Consider the following 12763-nt stretch of genomic DNA (forward strand, 5'->3'; position numbering starts at 1 on the left):
CCTAAAACCACGCACGAAGTCCGACCACAAACGTCGTGCTCTCGACGTCCTCCCCGGCAGACTGCAGGAAATCCGCGGTCCCCCCGAAGGCGCGCTCATAAGCTACACCGATGTAAGGCGCGAATTCGCGGCGAATCTCATAGCGGAGGCGGAGCCCGAGTTCTGCGTGCGTGATTCCGGAGCCAGTGTTGAGTCTTGGGAGCTTCTGCGCCGAAAGCCTCAACTCTGCCTGCGGCTGAAGGATCACGCGCTGCGTTAGTCGCAGGTCGTAGGTTCCCTCGACCCGCCCAGTCAGGTCGCCGCGATCCGACAAAAACGCTGCGGCTTCGACTTCGAACCAGTAAGGGAAGAGGCTTTCAACCCCGACTGTCGCGTAGGTTCGCGAATTTCCGGACCCGAAGTCACGACGTACTCCGACTTGCACGTCGGTATAACGAGCCACTGCGCGGGAATAGAGTGCCTGAACTTCAGCGAGCTCGACCCCCTCGCCTCCAGAGCCCTCGCCTTCGGACTTGAAGACAAACCTGTTGATGTCGCCGCCGTACCAGCCTTCAACATCCCATCGATAGCCGCCGCCCGGTGGCTGGGATTGGTACTCTGCGAGGTTGAGCATCAGCTTCGCGATCCGTACGCCCCCGTGCTCGCGCGCGAGGATTCCCCGGGCGCGCTGCATCGGCCCCGTCCCGAAGACCTGATCGGCCACGTTGTCGGTGATCACGGCCGGCGCCGGCGCATTGCCGACAGGCAAGCCGGTCGCGGTCTGGCCGCCCTCCATCGGCGCCATCGTGTGTCCCGCATGAGGGTCCGCTGGGCCCGGCATGGTGTGTCCGGCATGCGGATCGGCGGGAGCCGCAGGTTGGCCGGGCATGGCGTGCCCGGCATGGGGGTCCACGGGTGCTGCTGAGGCGGCGCCTTGGGTCGGCTGCGATGGGCTCGAGGCCTTCGGCGGCTCCGGCATCGTGTGGCCCGCATGGGGGTCGGCCGACGGCTTCGGTGCGGCGCGCATGCCGTGACCTGCACGCGGATCCGCCGGCGCGGCGGGCTGCGCCGGCATCGCGTGACCGGCGTGGGGATCAGCGGCCTGGGCGGCGGCGGCTGTGGCCGAGCTGGCCAGCGCCAGAGCTAGGAGGGAGGTCCGGATCATGCCGCCGCTCCTTCGACCGGACGCACCTTGAAGACTTGGAACATGCCCGCGTGCATGTGGTAAAGCATGTGGCAGTGGAAAGCCCAGTCACCGCCCTCGGCGGTGAAATCGAACGACACCTTGCCGCCCGGCATCACGTTCACCGTATGCTTGCGAGGCAGATAGCCGACCGGCCCGTGCACAAGTTCGAAGAAGTGCCCGTGCAAGTGGATGGGGTGCGTCATCATCGAGTCGTTGACGAGGGTGACGCGCACCCGCTCACCGGCCCGGAAGGAATAGGCCGGCGGGTTCTCGCTGAACTTCCAGCCGTCGAAGCCCCAGATGAACCGCTCCATGTTGCCGGTGAGATGGATGTCCATCGCGCGATCCGGCGGCCTGGGGTCGGGGTTGGGATCCAGCGCGATGAGGTCCTTGTAGACCAGCACCCGATGACCGACGCTTTCCAGCCCAAGGCCGGGATCGCCGGTGCGATCCATCGGCATGGGCGCGATCATCTGCACGCCCGGCCCCTTCTTGATTTGAGGGGCCTTCGACCAGTCCAGCATGTTCATGTCCATGCCGCCCATGTCGCCCATCACATCCGAGCCACGCTGGCGCGGCGGCGCCATGCCGGGCGGCGGCCCGGCGGCCGCCATGCCCGGCATGGCCCCGTGATCCATCCCCGGCATGCTGGAATGGTCCATTCCAGCCATGCCCGTAGCGCCCATGCCGGCGTGCGCCGACATGTCCATGCCCATGTCCTTCATGGTCAGGATGGGCCGCTCACGTAGCGGCGGCACGGCCGCGCTCATGCCGGCACGGGGCGCCAGTGTCGCCCGTCCCATGCCAGAGCGGTCGATCGCCTCCGAAACGATCGTGTAGGCGCGATCCTCCGTCGGCTGGACGATCACGTCGTAGGTCTCCGCGTTGCCGATCTGGAACTCGTCCACCTCGACAGGGCGGACGTTCTGGCCGTCGGCGGCGACGACCGTGAGCTTCAGGCCGGGAATGCGGACGTTGAAGACCATCTGCGCGGCGCTGTTGATGAAGCGCAGGCGCACCCGCTCGCCGGGTTTGAAGAGCCCGGTCCAGTTGTCCTTGGGGCCGTGGCCGTTGACGAGGAAGGTCATCACCGCGCCGGTGACGTCCGAGATATCGGTCGGATCCATGAGCATCTTGGCCCATTCGATCCGTTCGCCGAGGGTTTGGTCCTTGCCGGCAAGCAGGCCGGCGATCGTCTGGCGCTGATAATTGAAGACCCCGCCCTGCTGCTTCAGCCGCTTGAAAATCAGGTGCGGGTGCATCTCGCTATGGTCGGCTAGCACCAAGACGTGCTCGCGGTCGTAAGCGACGGGATCGGGCTTCGCCGGCTCGATGACGATGGGGGCGTAGTGGCCCTCCGCCTCCTGCAGACCCGAGTGGCTATGGTACCAGTAGGTGCCTGACTGAATGATCGGGAACTCGTAGACGAAGGTCTCGCCGGGGCGGATGCCGGGAAAGCTGACCCCCGGAACGCCGTCCATCTCGAAAGGCACCAGCAGCCCATGCCAGTGGATCGAGGTGTCCTCATCGAGGGTGTTCGTCACCGCGATCCGGACCCGCTGACCTTCTTTCAGACGAATGAGCGGACCGGGCACGGTCCCATTGATCGTCACCGCGTGGCGGCGCTTGCCGTCGATCATGATCGGTGTGTGGCCGATCGTCAGCTTGATGTCCTCGCCCGAAAGGGTCGGCAGGGTCGAGACTAGGCCCGGGGTCGCGCTCTGCGCCCAGGCGGGCAGCAGCGAACTGATCGCCGCCCCGCCCCCGAGGATGGCCGCACCTTTGATCAGGGCGCGGCGGTCAAGGTCAGGTCGTGGCCTGGACATTCGAAATCCTACGATCGGAACAACAGACGAGGTGATGGGGCTTCCCCCGCGGGAAGGTCAAGCGCCCCGCCCACACAAACTCTACGCAGCTCAGGGCGCTTGCCCCTGAACTTCCTAGGATTAAATCGCCGAGCGGTCGATAAGCTCCGCAAGCTGCTGGCGGGCCCGGTAGACGCGCGTCTCTACGGTCTTGACGGTCACCCCCCAGGAGCGCGGCGGCTTCCTGCTGAGTGAGCTCGTCGAAATAGGTCAGGAGCAGCGGCTCTCTGAGCTTGATCGGTAGGCGGTCGACGGCTTTCTGGACGATGGCCCGGCGCTGCGCCGCAACGACCGACTCCTCCCCGTCGGGCGCCGGATCCGCTTGCGCCTGCGCCTCGGTCGATTGGTCGTCCTTCTCTCCCAGGATGAACCGACGAACCGCCAGACGGCGGGCGCGATCGCGGCACTTGTTGAGGGCTATGGCGCGCAGCCAGACCGGGAACGCCCGCAGATCGTCGAAACGCGCGAGCGCCTTCCACGCCGCGACGAAGGTCTCCTGGACGACATCGACAGCCGCGTCGGCGTCGCCGACGTAGCGGCGCACGAAGCCATACAGCGACGGCTTGTGGCGGCGCATGAGCGTGGTGAACGCCCGATCCTCTCCGCCGCGCGCGCGCAGGACGAGATCGGCGTCCGTCTCTTCCCTAAGCGTCACGGCGCCTGTTCGGTGAGGGCCTCGGAGACACGCTTGTCGAACTGCGCGGCCTGGTCCGGCGTCAACACGGTGCGCATCGCCAGGACGTGCAGGATGGTTTCGTTCTGAAGGGCCCCCATAGCGTCGTGGAACCGCTCGACCGCGGCCTTCACCTCCAGCGAATACTCGTGACGTATCTGAATGGCCCGGGCGAGCTCGGCGTTGGCGGCGCGCAGTTCGGCCTCCCGCGCCCGGCGACGGACTGCGAAATCCTGCTCAAGCACGTCGAGCCGCTTGCGCTGCTCGGCCGAAAGCTTCAGCTCTTTGTGGACAAACTCGTGCAGCGAAGGCTGGTGGCGCTGATCATAGATGTAGCGCGCGCCAATCCACGTTCCGCCGACGGCCGCGATGAGGGTCAGGAGGAGCGTGAGGATCAGCCCACGGCTGAAGAAACTCATCCGTGGTGATCCAAGAGGGTGGAGGGGGCGAGCTCCGCCTTCGTGGAGAAGGCGGACACCTCCTGGGATTGCGCGGCCACGGCGACCGCAGTCGCGCCGCCGCTCGCCACGCCCAATCCCAGCGCGCCGACGACGGCCGCGGCCCGTACGGCCAGGAGCGTTGGGGCGGCCGCCCGCGCCTGGCGCACGCGCTCGATGCCCTGCCAGACCCTCGCCTCCAGGCTCTCGTAGCCGGCGGGTAGCGGCTCCGATCGAAGCGCTCTCAGTTCGTCATCAAGTCTGTCGTCCATCGCAACACCCCGATCATCCGTCATGACTCTATACGCAGGATCTGGTGGGCTCCCCTCAACTGAGGGCCGGCGGCGCCGTCCCGCGTATGTCCTATAGAGGTCGGGAGCTGGGGGGCTGCAATGGTTCGTCGCGAAAGCGAAGCGCGCGAGGCTGGAGGCGTGTTTCCAGCCGATCTCCCGGCTCTTACCAGCGTACGCTTCTTGTTGGCCTTGGGGTGGTGCTCTTCCACTATCAGCTGCAGTGGCCTTGGGACGCCATGTCGTCGACCGGGTTCTTCGACCGGGCGCGACTCGGGGTCGACGCCTTCTTCATCCTCTCCGGCTTTGTCCTGACCCACGCCTATCGCGATGCGATGGCCGGAAACCGGATGAATTACGGCAGGTTCCTGGTCGCCCGCTTCGCCCGAATCTACCCGGCGCACCTTGCCGTACTCGCCTTCGTGCTGGTCATGGTCACGACGGCGAGCCTGGTGGGCGCTGAGTTCGACCGCAATCTCTACAATCCCGCCGGCCTCGTCACGACACTGCTCCTCGTCCACGCCTGGCTTCCCGAGGTGGTGAAAGCCGAATGGAACGGTCCGTCCTGGTCGCTGTCGGCTGAGTGGTTCGCATACCTGACCTTCCCCGCCTTCGCCTGGGCCGGTTTGAAGCTGCGCCGCCGACCGATCCTGCTCCTGGCCTTAACTGCCCTGATCTTCCTTGCCCTCGACTAGATCTATCAAGCCGTCTTCGGTCGCATCCTGGTTCATGCTGAGGCGAACATGGGGATCCTGCGCATCATCCCCGAAATCCTCTACGGCGTGGCCCTATACCGATTGGGCGAACGCCTGCTTCTTCGCCGGCAGGCCACCCTCCTGTTCGCCTGGGCGGCGGCGATCCTTCTCGTCGCGCTGATGCACCTGAAGGCCGATGACCGATGGGTCGTCGCCGCGGCGGGCCCGCTGGTGCTGGCTCTGGCTATGCTATCGAAGGTACGGGCCGAGGGTGTCCTCAAGGCGCGTTGGCCCCGCCTCGGGGGTGAAGCCTCCTACGCGCTCTATCTCGTCCACATGCCCATCCTGATCGCCTGGAAGGGCGTCTGGTCGGGCGCCCAGGGGCGCGACAGCAGCTATGTACTCGGCTGGTGGGAGGTAGCCGCGCTCCTGGCGCTGTCGCTTCTGGCGGCCATCGCCCTTCACCTCCTGTTCGAAGGTCCGGCGCGTGCTTGGATTCGCCGCCGGGCGGATCGTCTTTGGCCCGCCCCTGAAGCACGGGCGCAGATGCGGCCAGCCTCCCAGCCACCCGACGTCTAACACTAAGGAGGACGATTGAGCTAAACGGTTTGGGCGGGCGTAAGGGGCCCGCCACGCGGCGGATCAGCTTAAGGCTTCGGTGTGCGACCGCCATGCTTGTCGAGCCAGGCCTGCAGTTCGGCGATCTCTTTGCGCTGCATCTCCGCCGACTTCTGCGCCATCTGCTTGGCCTCCGCGTCGTCGCCATGCTTCAGCACCGCCTCGGACATCGCGATCGCCCCCCTATGGTGCTCGATCATCTTGAGCGCCCAGGCCCGATCGGCATCGGCGTCGTTGGCAGCCATCATCTTCTGATGCATGTCCTGCATGCCCTTCATGTAGTCTTGCTGGGCCATCTGGCCGTGCTGCATGCTGGTGGGGCCCTGCTGAGCGAGGGCCGGTGCGGCGAGCAGCGCGGCCGCAGCCGCAACGATGGCGATCATTTTCATCTGTGAGCCCTTTTCGATCAGTGAAACGTCTGGAGGGCGGCCTGACAGGCCTGTTCGCAGCGCCGGCACGATTCGGCGCAGATGCGGCAGTGCTCATGCATGCTGGCGTGACGGTCGCATTCCTCCGCGCAGAGCCGGCAGGCCTCCTCGCATGCCCTCAGCACACTCTGGATGATCGGTTCGTTTGAGCCGGTGCGGCGTGATGCGATGTGGCCAGCGGCCGTGCAAATGTCGGCGCAGTCGAGGTTCAGGCGAATGCATTGGGTCAGCTGCGCGACCATCTGCTCGCCCAGGCAGGCATCGGCGCACGACGTGCAGCTCTGAGCGCAGTCGAAGCATTCCTCGATGCAGCGGATCAGGCTGTCGTTTGTGTTTCCGCGCACCTGGGGGGTGCGTACTTATTATTTCATGGGCGTGCATGGCCGTCATCCTATGCAGGTGGATGGCCGCTGAACCCTCATTCTGGAGTTCCGTTCCGCCGCACGGGCCGAGGAGCGAAATCTTTTGTCCGTAGAACTGAAAAACCGAGGGAGCAGCCTTCCGCGTGCGTATTGCCGCTCGTCTTTTCCGGGCTCAAGCGGGTGGGGGGTGAACTCATCATGGGAGCGCAGTGACGCTCACGCGAAGCCTCACAGCTAGCTTGCCGGAGATGGGAAACGCACGGGAGTTCGTCAGTGGGCGGCTCCGGGCTAAGCGTCATTAACATCCCGTGCCCGTGCGCTACGGCAGAAATGCACAGGGCCGGACCCGACGGCGCCACCTACATGTGTCCGTCCATCTTCATCGGCGGATCCGCTTTCTTCATCGGGATGGAGCCGTCGTTCTTGGCGCCCATGCCGTCGGCATGCGCCTTGGCGCCCATCTCCATTCCGCGCTCATGCGCATCGCGTTCCATCTCCATCCCTTCACGGTGCCCCTCGGCGCGAGCCTCTTCTAGGGTTTCAGACGAACTGGAATGATGCTCGCCGGCTTCGCCCGGGGCGTCGGGCGTCGTCGCCGGAGCCGTGGCGACGGGCGACGGGGCGCCGGGCGCCGGAGCCTCCGTCTTCTGCTCGCACCCGGCCAGGCCGATCGCCGCCAAGGCGACGGAGCCAGCCAAGGCCTTTAGCAGACGGGGCGGCAAGAGATGGGTCATGGGTCGCGTCCTGTCGGTGGGTCAACGAAGCGGCAGATAAAGTGAGGCCGACCGGCTGCAGCATGAAGGGCGCAGCCGGTCGGCCGCTTTCCTACTTCTTGGCTTCAGCCATCTTTGCGGCGCACTTTCCGTGCATCTTATCCATCTCGGCCTTGCTGAGCGGCTTCATCTTCATGACCCCGGGAGTGCCTTTCATGGAGGCGTGGTCATGCATGACGCGGCCGTCCATCTTCCGGCCCATGACGCTCTTGCACTCTTCGTGGGTTGGGTTGGCGGGATCCTTGACCGAAACGGTGGCGTCGGCCGCGGCCTTGTGATCCCCGTGTTCCGGCTGCGCGTAGCTCTGGCTGGCGGTGGCGAGGCCGAGGGCCGCGATGGCGACGAATAGGGTACGCATGGGTGTGTCCTTTGCTGGTCGGCGGACAGCGGCTCGCCGTGCCCTCGATTGAAATATGCCAAACCCTAGCGTTCCCTCCAAACCCAACCTTGATATCGATCAAGCGCCGCTGCGGCGGGACGCCAGCGCCATCAGTTCCGGAGCTTGCCGATCAGCTCGACCAGCTCGGCTGTCTTCTGTTCGCGCTCCGCCACGTCGCCGCTGGCCGCCATCGCACCAGCGACGCAGTGTTCGAGGTGGTCTTTCACGAGTTCGCCCTCAACCCGACGCAGCGCCGCCCTCGCGGCGTGCAGTTGCGTCAGGATGTCGAGGCAGTAGCGATCCTGCTCCACCATGCGGGAGATGCCTCGCACCTGCCCTTCAACCCGGTTCAGCCGGTTGATCAGACGTGGCTTGTTCGTGCGTTCCATCAAAGCCTCCGCCGCTCGGTGCGGCAATATACAGAAAGCCGCGATTTGATCCATGCCCCACTGGGGTATATATACGCCGAACAGGAGGCCCCATGAGCGGTCAAGGCCATACCCACCATCATCATGCTGACCCCAGGGACCGCCAGGCGGCTGACGTGGCGGTCACCGACCCGGTCTGCGGCATGGCGGTTGATCCGGCGACCACGCCGCACCACGCGGAGCATGCGGGGCAGACCTTCCACTTCTGTTCGGCCGGGTGCCGCACCAAGTTCGTCGCCGATCCGGCGAAATACCTGACCAAGGATGAAGGCCCGTCCGCTGCGGCGCCGGCAGGGACGATCTACACCTGTCCGATGCACCCCCAGATCCGAAAGGAGGGTCCGGGCAACTGCCCCATCTGCGGCATGGCGCTCGAGCCGGAAACCGCGACCGCCGACAGCGGTCCGAACCCCGAGCTGATCGACATGACCCGCCGGTTCTGGGTGGGTCTCGTCCTCACCCTGCCCGTTCTCGCGCTCGAGATGGGCGCGCATGTTCTCGATCTGCACCGCTGGATTTCGCCCACGACGTCGAACTGGGTGCAGCTCGCCCTGGCGACCCCCGTCGTGCTGTGGGCCGGCTGGCCCTTCTTCGAACGGGGCTGGGCGTCCCTGCGGACGCGCAACCTCAACATGTTCACCCTCATCGCCATGGGGATCGGGGTGGCCTGGGCCTACAGCGTCGTGGCCACGCTGGCGCCCGCACATCTTCCCGTCGGCGTTCCGGCGCACCGATGGCAGCGTTGCAATCTACTTCGAAGCCGCGGCCGTGATCACGGTCCTGGTGCTGCTGGGTCAGGTGCTGGAACTGCGGGCCCGCGAGCAGACCTCGGGTGCGATCAAGGCGCTGCTGGACCTCGCGCCCAAGACCGCGCGACGGGTCCGGACGGATGGGACTGACGAAGAGGTCACGCTCGACCAGATCCTGGTGAGCGACCAGCTGCGGGTGCGGCCGGGCGAGAAAGTCCCCGTCGACGGCGAGGTCGTGGACGGCCGCGTCTCGATCGACGAGTCGATGGTCACCGGGGAATCGATGCCCGTGACCAAGGAAGCGGGCGACAAGGTCGTCGGCGGCTCGATCAACAAGACCGGCTCCTTCGTGATGCGGGCCGAGAAGGTCGGGGCCGACACCCTGCTGTCGCAGATCGTCCACATGGTCGCCCAGGCCCAGCGCTCTCGGGCGCCGATCCAGCGCATGGCCGACCAAGTCTCGGGCTGGTTCGTCCCAGTGGTGATCGTGATCGCTGTCCTGGCATTCGCCGGCTGGGGGGTCTTTGGTCCCGAGCCGAGGTTTGCCTTCGGCCTCATCGCGGCGGTCTCGGTGCTGATCATCGCCTGCCCGTGCGCACTTGGACTGGCGACGCCGATCTCGATCATGGTGGGGGGTCGGTCGCGGGCGCCGGGGCCGGCGTGCTCATCAAAAACGCCGAAGCCCTAGAGCGGTTCGAAAAGATAGACACGTTGGTGATCGATAAGACCGGAACTCTCACCGAGGGGCGGCCAGCGGTCACCGCCATCGTGCCCGCCGCGGGTTGGGACGAAGCCGAAGTGCTTCGCCTGGCCGCCAGCCTCGAGCGTGGCAGTGAGCATCCCCTCGCGGACGCCATCCTCCGCGCCGCAAGCGATCGCAAGCTAAGCCTTTCAGAGCCGTCCGACTTTGACTCGCCCGTCGGTAAGGGCGTTCTGGGCTCGATCGACGGGCGGCGTCTGGTGCTCGGATCCGGCAAGTTTCTGAAGGAACAGGGGGTCATCACCGGCGAACTCGATAGTCAGGCAGAGTCGCTCCGCACTGACGGCGCTACGGCAATCTTCATGGCGGTGGACGGACAGGCTGCAGCGGTGTTCGCCATCGCAGACCCCATCAAGGCCACCACGCCTGAAGCCGTTCGCCTCCTGAAGGCCGAAGGCGTGCGGCTCGTCATGATGACCGGCGACAACCGCACCACGGCGCTCGCCGTGGCCCGCAAGCTCGGCATCGACGAAGTCGAGGCCGAGGTTCTACCGCAGGACAAGGCGGCCGTGGTCGAGAAGTTCCGCGCCGAGGGCCGCAAGGTGGCGATGGCGGGAGATGGCGTGAACGATGCGCCGGCGCTGGCGGCGGCCGAAGTTGGGATCGCCATGGGCGCGGGGTCCGACGTGGCCATTGAGAGCGCGGGCGTGACCCTCCTGAAGGGCGATCTGCAGGGGATCGTCAAGGCGCGGCGGCTGTCCCGCGCCGTGATGCGGAATATCCGCCAGAACCTCTTCTTCGCCTTCGTCTATAATGCGGCGGGCGTGCCGGTAGCGGCCGGCGTCCTCTACCCGGTGTTTGGCTGGCTGCTCTCGCCGGCGATCGCGGCGGCGGCCATGGCGCTGTCCAGCGTCAGCGTGGTGACCAACGCCTTGCGGCTACGAAGCGTGAAGCTCTAGCGCGGACGGGTCCCGTCCGCCGGCGGCGCCGGGTGCAAATCGGGTTCGTCCGGCGACATGATGTCGGTTTGCGACGGGTCCTTCCCGAAGGCGGACTGGTCGTGGGGTTCCCCCATTTCGTCCGCCGCGGCGGCAGGCGCGACCTCGCCAGACCGCGGGCCGCCGGGCTCTGCGGAGCAGCTCGTCAGGATGAGGAGCACGGCGGCGGCGAGCCCTTTCGTCGATGTGAGATGAGCCTGCGCGCTGGCCAGCCATCGCATACGTGAGCCCTCGCTACGCCGACTGTCGTTCGGTCGACGCGAAATGCTGGACGGCGTCGATCACCATCCGACGCACGCACCAGCGCGCGTAAAGCCCCGCAAGGGCTGGAAGCCACCTCGCCCACCCCCGGCTCGGCAGGGCGTAGTCGATCCAGACGGACAGGCGCGAACCGGCCCCCTCTTCGGTGATGGCGAAGCCCATCTCGTATCCGCCGATGACCAGGAGCCTCGGCTCCCCCGTTGTGCGCCAGACCTTACGGTGCGGCGGGTCGCGGACCGTGACCACCTCGTCGACAAAGAGCGACAAGCCAAACGCCGCGCCGCCCATGCGGATGTGCGAGCCCACCGCCTGGCCACGCCCCGCGTCGAACTCGTAGGTCATACGACCGCCGCCCATCATCACGGACGGTCGGCCCATGTGCTCGGCCAACCGGGTCTGGTCGTCCAGGCGGTCGAACACGGCCCGCGGCCGCGCGGGCGTCCGAGCGGTCGCCTCGCGGCGATGGCGGAACGCACCGACCTGGGGCCGGGCGCCGCCACCGGCCCCGGTCAGCGATGGTCCAACGGACTTGGCTCTCGGCATGGCGACCTCCAATCGATCGTAGCGTGACGCCGGCCGGAGAGGCGCAGGCGCGACCGCGCCAGTGCGCTAGCGGCGCGGGGCTTTGTCCTTCGTTTCCTCCGCCGCCGGGGTCTTGGCGGCGAACGGCTCCGGCGCCATCAAGAGAATAAAGGTCAGTCCAGCGCCCAGCGCCATGAGCAGCCACTCCCCGAGGCCGGCGGCGAAGCCCGCGAGCGCGGATACCCAGACCGCTGCGGCGGTCGTCACGCCGTGGATCGAGCGGCCGCAGGCCGGGTGCATGATCACGCCGGCGCCGACGAATCCGACCCCCATCAGCACCCCTTGGAGCACGGTGCTGATGACCCGCGCGTCGTCGCTGTGGAGCCGCATGGCGATGATGCCGGCCATGGCGCCGGCTGTGGCGATCAACGCGAAAGTGCGCGCGCCGACGAAGCGGATCCGTCGGGACCGCTCGAGCCCGATCAGAAAGCCCACGGCCGCGGCGGCGACGACCCGAAGGACCAGGTCGAGATCAGACATCAGCGACTTCCTCGCGCAGGACGGTCGCGATGAGCGGGGCCACGGAGATGGCGTTCGTGGCGTGCGGCACTGCGTCGGTGGAGACGACGCGCGCCGAAGCGCCGGCGACCTCGGTCAGGGCGTCGCCCCCGAAGATCGCGTGCACGATGGCGCAGATCGGGGGCGGGAACCCCCGCAAGCCGAGCTCGCGGGCCGCCGCCGTCAAGGTACGGCCGGACGACGCAATGTCGTCGATCAGCACCGGCTGACGGCCGGCGAATGCGGTGAGGTCGGGAAAGGTGATCCTGACGTCGCGATCGCCGAACCGCTCTTTGCGCAACACGACCACCGGGGCGTCAGCGGCCGCGGCCACGTCCGAAGCCCATTGCTCACTCTCGCTGTCCGGTCCGATCACCAGCGCATTTGGGGCTTCGGAACGGATCCAGGCGCCGAGCAGGTCGGCCGAATGCAGGGTCACACAGGGGATGGTGTAGAGGTCGCTGAGGGCCTTGAAGCGATGTAGATGGGGATCGACGGTGATCAGCCGGTCGAAGGCGCCCGAAAGCAGTCGCGCGAACGCGCGTGACGTCACCGCCTCCCCCGCCTTGAACGCCTTGTCCTGGCGCATATAGCCGAGGTACGGCGCGACCAGCGTCACCCGTTTGGCGCCCTGCTCACGCGCGGCCGCAGCGACGAACAGGAGCGTCAGGATGACGCTGTCGATGCGCACGAGGCTGCAGACGATGTCGACCTGGCGGCCGGCCGGGTCGTCCAAGATGCGAACGTAGTGCTCGCCATCGGGGAACTGGCGCGTCTCGAGCCGCCCGAGCTCGGCGCCGGCGGCCTCAGCGAGCTTGGCGGCGAAGGCTTCATGGCCCGGCAGAGCCAGCATGAGACGCAT

The 12763-nt window shown here is 66.8% G+C and carries 13 protein-coding genes and 2 pseudogenes; 2 read left to right on the forward strand and 13 right to left on the reverse strand.

Annotated features, from left to right (window positions below):
- Position 1: 1 nt before the first annotated feature.
- The 5 genes from LRS10_RS02305 to LRS10_RS02325 form a co-directional block, all read right to left on the reverse strand.
- The gene (locus LRS10_RS02305) at positions 2-1144 is read right to left on the reverse strand and encodes a copper resistance protein B (RefSeq protein WP_257835842.1); all 1143 of its coding nucleotides are present in this window, start codon (positions 1142-1144) and stop codon (positions 2-4) included.
- On the reverse strand, positions 1141-2991 hold the full coding sequence (locus tag LRS10_RS02310) for a copper resistance system multicopper oxidase (RefSeq protein WP_257835843.1): 1851 nt from the start codon (positions 2989-2991) through the stop codon (positions 1141-1143). The genes LRS10_RS02305 and LRS10_RS02310 overlap by 4 nt, the downstream gene beginning before the upstream one ends.
- Entirely contained in the window at positions 2972-3607 is a 636-nt protein-coding gene (locus LRS10_RS02315) for an RNA polymerase sigma factor (RefSeq protein ID WP_257835844.1), read from the reverse strand. The genes LRS10_RS02310 and LRS10_RS02315 overlap by 20 nt, the downstream gene beginning before the upstream one ends.
- 74 nt (positions 3608-3681) lie before the next feature.
- Entirely contained in the window at positions 3682-4122 is a 441-nt protein-coding gene (locus LRS10_RS02320) for a periplasmic heavy metal sensor (RefSeq protein WP_257835845.1), read from the reverse strand.
- On the reverse strand, positions 4119-4412 hold the full coding sequence (locus LRS10_RS02325) for a hypothetical protein (protein WP_257835846.1): 294 nt from the start codon (positions 4410-4412) through the stop codon (positions 4119-4121). The genes LRS10_RS02320 and LRS10_RS02325 overlap by 4 nt, the downstream gene beginning before the upstream one ends.
- Positions 4413-4669: 257 nt before the next feature.
- On the opposite strand from LRS10_RS02325, the pseudogene LRS10_RS02330 reads away from it, so the two are divergent.
- Positions 4670-5704 (forward strand): annotated as a pseudogene (locus tag LRS10_RS02330) (acyltransferase family protein).
- A 68-nt stretch (positions 5705-5772) separates the two neighbouring features.
- Here LRS10_RS02330 and LRS10_RS02335 read toward each other — a convergent pair.
- The 5 genes from LRS10_RS02335 to LRS10_RS02355 all read right to left on the reverse strand — a co-directional run bounded on the left by LRS10_RS02335 (position 5773) and on the right by LRS10_RS02355 (position 8074).
- Positions 5773-6132: a DUF305 domain-containing protein gene (locus tag LRS10_RS02335; RefSeq protein WP_257835847.1), complete on the reverse strand. Its 360-nt coding sequence runs from the start codon at positions 6130-6132 to the stop codon at positions 5773-5775.
- A 17-nt stretch (positions 6133-6149) separates the two neighbouring features.
- Positions 6150-6413, reverse strand: coding sequence for a hypothetical protein (locus LRS10_RS02340; RefSeq protein ID WP_257835848.1), 264 nt, complete (start codon positions 6411-6413; stop codon positions 6150-6152).
- A gap of 479 nt (positions 6414-6892) precedes the next feature.
- Entirely contained in the window at positions 6893-7267 is a 375-nt protein-coding gene (locus tag LRS10_RS02345) for a hypothetical protein (protein ID WP_257835849.1), read from the reverse strand.
- Between the two features lie 91 nt (positions 7268-7358).
- Positions 7359-7664, reverse strand: a complete 306-nt coding sequence (locus LRS10_RS02350) for a hypothetical protein (protein WP_066680675.1) — start codon at positions 7662-7664, stop codon at positions 7359-7361.
- A 131-nt stretch (positions 7665-7795) separates the two neighbouring features.
- Positions 7796-8074 carry a metal-sensitive transcriptional regulator gene (locus LRS10_RS02355; RefSeq protein WP_066680674.1) on the reverse strand — a complete coding sequence of 93 codons (279 nt, stop codon included), beginning with the start codon at positions 8072-8074 and terminating at the stop codon, positions 7796-7798.
- 92 nt (positions 8075-8166) lie between these two features.
- On the opposite strand from LRS10_RS02355, the pseudogene LRS10_RS02360 reads away from it, so the two are divergent.
- Positions 8167-10521 (forward strand): annotated as a pseudogene (locus tag LRS10_RS02360) (heavy metal translocating P-type ATPase).
- A gap of 273 nt (positions 10522-10794) precedes the next feature.
- Here LRS10_RS02360 and LRS10_RS02365 read toward each other — a convergent pair.
- The 3 genes from LRS10_RS02365 to LRS10_RS02375 all read right to left on the reverse strand — a co-directional run bounded on the left by LRS10_RS02365 (position 10795) and on the right by LRS10_RS02375 (position 12763).
- A complete protein-coding gene (locus LRS10_RS02365) occupies positions 10795-11364 on the reverse strand; it encodes an SRPBCC family protein (RefSeq protein WP_257835850.1) in 570 nt (189 codons plus the stop codon).
- 66 nt (positions 11365-11430) lie between these two features.
- A complete protein-coding gene (locus LRS10_RS02370) occupies positions 11431-11883 on the reverse strand; it encodes an MgtC/SapB family protein (RefSeq protein ID WP_257835851.1) in 453 nt (150 codons plus the stop codon).
- The gene (locus tag LRS10_RS02375) at positions 11876-12763 is read right to left on the reverse strand and encodes a ribose-phosphate diphosphokinase (RefSeq protein WP_257835852.1); all 888 of its coding nucleotides are present in this window, start codon (positions 12761-12763) and stop codon (positions 11876-11878) included. Before LRS10_RS02375 ends, LRS10_RS02370 begins: the two co-directional genes overlap by 8 nt.

The organism is Phenylobacterium sp. J426 (assembly GCF_024699945.1).
Classification (GTDB): Bacteria; Pseudomonadota; Alphaproteobacteria; order Caulobacterales; family Caulobacteraceae; genus Phenylobacterium.

Excerpts from the sequence above, each read along its gene's own strand:
- LRS10_RS02305 (WP_257835842.1), bottom strand. The coding sequence starts at position 1,144 with ATGATCCGGACCTCCCTCCTAGCTCTGGCGCTGGCCAGCTCGGCCACA.
- LRS10_RS02310 (WP_257835843.1), bottom strand. The coding sequence starts at position 2,991 with ATGTCCAGGCCACGACCTGACCTTGACCGCCGCGCCCTGATCAAAGGT.
- LRS10_RS02315 (WP_257835844.1), bottom strand. The coding sequence starts at position 3,607 with ATGCGCCGCCACAAGCCGTCGCTGTATGGCTTCGTGCGCCGCTACGTC.
- LRS10_RS02320 (WP_257835845.1), bottom strand. The coding sequence starts at position 4,122 with ATGAGTTTCTTCAGCCGTGGGCTGATCCTCACGCTCCTCCTGACCCTC.
- LRS10_RS02325 (WP_257835846.1), bottom strand. The coding sequence starts at position 4,412 with ATGGACGACAGACTTGATGACGAACTGAGAGCGCTTCGATCGGAGCCG.
- LRS10_RS02335 (WP_257835847.1), bottom strand. The coding sequence starts at position 6,132 with ATGAAAATGATCGCCATCGTTGCGGCTGCGGCCGCGCTGCTCGCCGCA.
- LRS10_RS02340 (WP_257835848.1), bottom strand. The coding sequence starts at position 6,413 with ATGGTCGCGCAGCTGACCCAATGCATTCGCCTGAACCTCGACTGCGCC.
- LRS10_RS02345 (WP_257835849.1), bottom strand. The coding sequence starts at position 7,267 with ATGACCCATCTCTTGCCGCCCCGTCTGCTAAAGGCCTTGGCTGGCTCC.
- LRS10_RS02350 (WP_066680675.1), bottom strand. The coding sequence starts at position 7,664 with ATGCGTACCCTATTCGTCGCCATCGCGGCCCTCGGCCTCGCCACCGCC.
- LRS10_RS02355 (WP_066680674.1), bottom strand. The coding sequence starts at position 8,074 with ATGGAACGCACGAACAAGCCACGTCTGATCAACCGGCTGAACCGGGTT.
- LRS10_RS02365 (WP_257835850.1), bottom strand. The coding sequence starts at position 11,364 with ATGCCGAGAGCCAAGTCCGTTGGACCATCGCTGACCGGGGCCGGTGGC.
- LRS10_RS02370 (WP_257835851.1), bottom strand. The coding sequence starts at position 11,883 with ATGTCTGATCTCGACCTGGTCCTTCGGGTCGTCGCCGCCGCGGCCGTG.
- LRS10_RS02375 (WP_257835852.1), bottom strand. The coding sequence starts at position 12,763 with ATGCGTCTCATGCTGGCTCTGCCGGGCCATGAAGCCTTCGCCGCCAAG.